This is a genomic window from Mycobacterium sp. TH-M15, assembly GCF_057473705.1.
In genome coordinates this window covers 1-1,968 of the sequence record NZ_JBYCLB010000029.1, presented here as the reverse complement: position 1 = coordinate 1,968, position 1,968 = coordinate 1, and the positions used below count along the sequence as shown (strand labels likewise).

The following is a 1,968-nucleotide window of genomic DNA, read 5'->3' as shown; positions in this document are numbered from 1 at the left end:
AGGAGGGCCGGCGGGAGAAGTGCTCCACCCGCCGGCCGTCGGGGGACCGGACCGACAATCGGTGGAACAGCTGCGGCGCAACCGGATTGAACGCCCGCAGCTCGCCACGCTCGCCGACCACTCGGGCGCTGATCTGCAGCAGACGGGACGACCACAGCGAGCAGTGGATCCGGCCGGTGTGCCCGGCCGGAAACCGCAGCTCGGCTGTCATCGCCCGGTCGATGTCCGGGGTGTGCAGCTTGGCGCGGGCCGAGACGACTTCCGGTGTCGCGCCGCCGAAGGTGCGGGCCATGTGGACGGCGTAGCAGCCGGCGTCCATCGTCGCCCCACCGGCAAGCGAGTAGTCGTAGCGGATGTCGGAGAATTTCGGCAACGGAAAGCTGAGCGCGGCCTCGACGTGTCGGAGTTCGCCGATCTCGCCGGAGGCGATGATCTGCGCGATGCGCAGCGACAGCGGGTGGTAGCGGTAGTGGAACGCCTCCATCACCACCCGGTCCGAATCGGCCGCCAGCTCGGCGATCTGGCGAGCTTCGTCGGCGTTGGCGGTGAACGGCTTCTCGCACAGCACATGCTTGCCGGCGTCGATTGCGACCCGCGTCCACCGGCCGTGTAAACCGTTGGGCAGCGGGTTGTAGACCGCGTCCAGGTCGGGGTCGGTGACCAACGCCTGATAGCTTCGGTGCACCCGGGGGATACCGTGTTTGGTGGCGAAGGCCCGCGCGCGTCCCTCGTCGCGAGCCGCCACCGCGGTGACCGCGACGTCCGGGTTGCCCCGAGCCGGCTTGATCAGCGCCGACGGCGCGATGCGTGCCGCACCCAGCAGGCCGATCCGCAGCGTGCTCATCGGGCCACCCGGCTAACGGCTTTCATCCGGATGGTGGTGCATCGATTCTCGGATCTGTGTCAGCCGGTCGGCCGCCGCCCGTTGCCGGTCCTCGTACTGCTTCTCGACGCTGCGGCCTTCCGGCGTCTCGGCGTCCAACTCCTGCGCCCCGATCGAGGTCTGGTACCGCCCTTCGATTTTCTCCCGGACCGAGTCGAACGTCGGGACCCCGGCACTGTCGTACCCGGTATCCGCGGGTTCCCCGGGTGGTGCCGGCGGGCTGGTCGGTTCGTCGGGCATGAGCAGCAGGTTACCCGCGAACCCCCGCTGTCTGCGGCGACTACCGCGGTTTGGCCAGCGGGAAGGGCAGGGTGTCGCGGATGCCGTGCCCGGTGATCAGCATGACGACCCGATCCACGCCCATCCCGAGTCCGCCGGTCGGCGGCATGCCGTACTCCATGGCCTGCAGGAAGTCCTCGTCGAGCTCCATCGCCTCGGGATCGCCGCCCGCCGCGAGCAGTGACTGCTGCTGCAGCCGACGACGCTGCTCCACCGGGTCGGTGAGTTCGCTGTAGGCGGTGCCCAGCTCGACGCCCCAGGCCACCAGGTCCCAGCGTTCGGCGACGCCGGGCTTGCTGCGATGCGGCCGGGTCAGCGGCGACACCGAGGTGGGGAATTCGGTGTAGAAGGTGGGGCGTTCGGTGCGCGCCTCGACCAGGTGCTCGTAGAGTTCGAGCACCACCGCGCCCGGGTCCCACTGCTTGGCGTAGTGAATGCCGGTGGCGTCACACAACTTGCGCAGCGCCGCCAGGCCGGTGTCGGCGTCGACGTGCTCGCCGAGCGCCTCCGAGACCGCGTCGTGCACCGTCTTCACCGGCCAGGCGCCGGAGATATCCACCGGCTCCAGTCGTCTGGACTCGTCGTCCGGCACCGGCCGCATCACCACCTGCGCGCCGTGGGCGGCCTGCGCGGCGTTCTGGATCAGCTCGCGGGCTCCGTCGATCCAGATCAGGTAGTCGGCGTGCGCCTGGTAGGCCTCCAGCAGGGTGAACTCCGGGTTGTGGCTGAAGTCGACACCCTCGTTGCGGAACGCGCGGCCCAGCTCGAAGACCCGTTCCACCCCGCCGACGCACAACCGCTTCAGG

At 69.7% G+C, this 1,968-nt stretch carries 3 protein-coding genes; all 3 read right to left on the bottom strand.

What is annotated here, in order from left to right; genetic code table 11:
* On the bottom strand, positions 1–844 hold an 844-nt coding region (locus AC2VNT_RS00735; protein ID WP_486945038.1), incomplete at its 3' end, for a Gfo/Idh/MocA family protein.
* A gap of 12 nt (positions 845–856) precedes the next feature.
* Positions 857–1,123: a hypothetical protein gene (locus AC2VNT_RS00730; protein WP_486945037.1), complete on the bottom strand. Its 267-nt coding sequence runs from the start codon at positions 1,121–1,123 to the stop codon at positions 857–859.
* A 40-nt stretch (positions 1,124–1,163) separates the two neighbouring features.
* Positions 1,164–1,968 (bottom strand): amino acid--tRNA ligase-related protein (locus AC2VNT_RS00725; protein ID WP_486945036.1); only part of this gene is annotated, 805 nt, incomplete at its 5' end.